The 2812-nt window shown below is 77.0% G+C and carries 3 protein-coding genes; all 3 read left to right on the top strand.

Annotated elements, in window-relative coordinates; all coding sequences use genetic code 11:
- A partial coding sequence (locus QM633_RS00955; protein ID WP_415151844.1) for a TadE/TadG family type IV pilus assembly protein occupies nucleotides 1-313 on the top strand: 313 nt, incomplete at its 5' end.
- On the top strand, nucleotides 310-795 hold the full coding sequence (locus QM633_RS00950; RefSeq protein WP_415151843.1) for a TadE/TadG family type IV pilus assembly protein: 486 nt from the start codon (nucleotides 310-312) through the stop codon (nucleotides 793-795). The genes QM633_RS00955 and QM633_RS00950, both read left to right, overlap by 4 nt.
- A partial coding sequence (locus QM633_RS00945; protein ID WP_415151842.1) for a LysM peptidoglycan-binding domain-containing protein occupies nucleotides 795-2812 on the top strand: 2018 nt, incomplete at its 3' end. The genes QM633_RS00950 and QM633_RS00945, both read left to right, overlap by 1 nt.

The raw sequence follows: 2812 nt of genomic DNA, 5'->3' as shown, positions 1-2812 counted from the left end.
GACGCTCCTGCTGCTCGTGCTCGGACTGGTCCAGGTGGGCGTCTGGCTGTACTCGCGCACGGTCGCCGCGCAGGCGGCGGCCACGGTCGCCGACCTCCGCGCCACCGGCACCGCGGCCGGCGCCGCCGCCAGGAAGGCCGGCCTGCGGATTGCCGTCGACGGCGGGCTCCAGGACGTCCAGATCGGCGTGGAGGCTGCCGCGGGCCACCTGGTCGTGACGGTCAGTGGCCGCGCGCCGGTCTTCTTCGACGTGGGGCAGGGACGGATCGTCGAGCGCGCCGTCCTGCCGCTGGAGCGGGTGACCCCGCCATGACCGCCCGCCCTGCGGCGGATCCCGCCCCGACCAGGACGGGTGCGTTCGCCGGGAACCGTGGCCGCCGCGGCGAGCGTGGCGCCGCCGCCGTGGAGTTCGCGATGATCGTGCCGGTGGTGGTGCTGCTGTTCAGTGTCGTGGTGGGCGGAGCGAGGGTGTGGCTGGCCCGCGGTGTCGTCGAGCAGGCTGCCGCCGCTGCCGCCAGAGGTGTCTCCCAGGCCCGGACCCCGGCCGAGGCGCGACAGGTCGCCCGCGACCTCGCGTCCGCCCAGGCGGAGGTGGACGGTCTGTGGTGCGACCGGCTGCTGGTCGAGTCGGACGCCACCGCCCTCGCCGCAGCCCCCGGCCGTCCCGGGGCGGTGTCCACCACCGTGACCTGCACGGTGCCCCTGGCGGACGTGCTCGTCCCCGGCTGGCCGGGCTCGATCCAGGTGCGCGCGACCTCGACGTCCATCGTTGACCGCTACCGGGGGAGGCAGTGATGCGCCGGCTGAGGGGTCTTGCTGCCGCCGCGGCACTCGCGCTGGCCCTGGTCGGCGCTCCGCTCGCCCTGCTCGCCTGGGGTCGGCTGCCGTCGGGCTGGTCGTTCCTCGCGCGGCCCGAGGACGGGTCGGGGCTGCTGGGCGTCCTCACCGTGGCCGGCTGGATCGCGTGGGCCGCCTTCGCCGCGTCCACCCTCGCCGAGGCCGTCCGGCTCGGCGACCGCGAACACCGCCCGCTCCGGCTCCCGCTGCTGGGCGGGCTGCAGAGCATCAGCGCAGGCCTGCTGCTCGCCGTCCTCGCCCTCGCGCCCGCCGGGACGAACTCCTCCGCGGCCGGGGACACGCCTGTCGTCGCCGCACCGCGGGAGCCGATCGCCCCGCCCAGCGAGGACGCGGTCGAGGCGGACGAGGGACAGCCGGCCGCGGGGGCGGGACACTACACGGTCGAACCCGGGGACGACCTGTGGTCGATCAGCGCCCGGCTTCTCGGGGACGGGGGACGCTGGCGGGAATTCGCCGCCGCCAACCCCCAACACCTCCACGACCCGACCACCCGGCTGACGCCCGGCACCCGGCTCGCGCTGCCCGCCTCCGCTGCCCGGCGCACCGTTCGCGTCCGGGTCGAGCCGGGCGACACGCTCAGCGGCCTCGCGATGGAGCACCTGGGCGCCGCCGGGCGCTGGCCCAGGATCGCCGAGGCCAACCGCCACCTGATCGAGGACCCCGACCACATCGAAGTCGGCTGGCGGCTCACGATCCCCGGCTCCGCCGCGGCCGACCGGGCCACCCCTCAGCGGAAGCGGGTCGACCACGAGCAGCCCTCCAGCTCTCGCGGGGGCGATCAGGGCGCGGCGGCCTCCCCGTCCGGCGGGGGCGACCAGGACGGGGACCGTTCGTCGCCCGACACCTCTGCGAACCTGCCTCCTGAGCGGACGGACGGCCGTCCCGCGCCGACGGTGTCCGCGGGCTCGGGAGACGGATCGCCGGATTCGTCGCCCTCAGGATCGCCGGCCGGCTCGCCGGCGTCGCCGTCCCCGGAGCCATCGGGGGCGTCGCCGTTGCCCTCGGCGTCCACAGCGGGGAAGCCCGCCACGGCACCGGCCGAGGACGGCGCCCGGGCCATCCCGGCTCCCGCGCTTCCGCTGCTCGGCACGCTCGGCAGCCTCGCCGCGGCCGCGATCCTGGGAGTCGTCGAGACCCGGCGGTACCTGCGGCTGCGGGAACGCCCGGTGGGCCGCCGCCTCGTCCCTCCGGAGGAGGACGTCGCACGGCTCAGGGCAGGGCTCGGGGTGCGGCAGCAACCCCGGCCGCTCACCGTTCTCGACGCGGCGCTGCGCGCCGTCGGGCGACACTGCCACGCCGGAACGGTTCCACTGCCGGACCTCGAGCGCGCCGTGGTCACCCCGGCGGCCGTCGTCCTCGAATGGGCGGCACCGACCGTCCTTCCGCCCGCGGGGTTCACCGGGACGCGCGACCGCTGGGTGGCCGCGCTCGCCGAGCCACCCGACGGCGGCGATCACCCCTGCCCCTACCCGGCGCTGGTCAGCCTCGGCACGGTGGGCGGCGATCGGCTCGTGCTGGTGGACGCGGAACGGTCCCGGGTGCTGGGGGTCGCATCGGAGGATCCCGAACTGCGTCGCTCGGCGTTGGCCGCGATGGCACTGGAACTGGCCTGCGCGCCGTGGTCGGTGGAGACCCGGCTGGTCGTGGTCGGCTCGGACGCCCCGCTGGTCGCCCTCGCCGGCGACGACCGCGTCCGCAGCGCGGAGTTCGACGTGGCGCTTGCCGAGCTCCGGGCGCTGGTGGCCCGGCGCAGGGCGGCGTTGGCCGACGAGCCGCTCGGCGTGCTGAGGGCCGACCCCGACCGCGCGGACGCGGTGGCGCCTCTCGTGGTCAGCTTGCTCGACGATGTCGCGCCCGAGGTCGCCGAGGACCTGGACGCCCTGCTCGCCGGCCCCGCGTGCGGGGTCGCCGTGCTGCTGGGCACGCGGGCCGACGCCGCGGCGTCGTGGCAGGT

The sequence above is a fragment of the Propionicimonas sp. genome (assembly GCF_047606205.1).
In the GTDB taxonomy this organism is placed as follows: Bacteria; Actinomycetota; Actinomycetes; order Propionibacteriales; family Propionibacteriaceae; genus Propionicimonas.
The sequence above is the reverse complement of the archived record's forward strand: the minus strand, read 5'-3'. Positions and strand labels throughout refer to the sequence as shown.

Bases quoted from the DNA above. Each gene is read 5' to 3' on its own strand.
- QM633_RS00950 (WP_415151843.1), top strand. From the start codon at position 310: ATGACCGCCCGCCCTGCGGCGGATCCCGCCCCGACCAGGACGGGTGCG.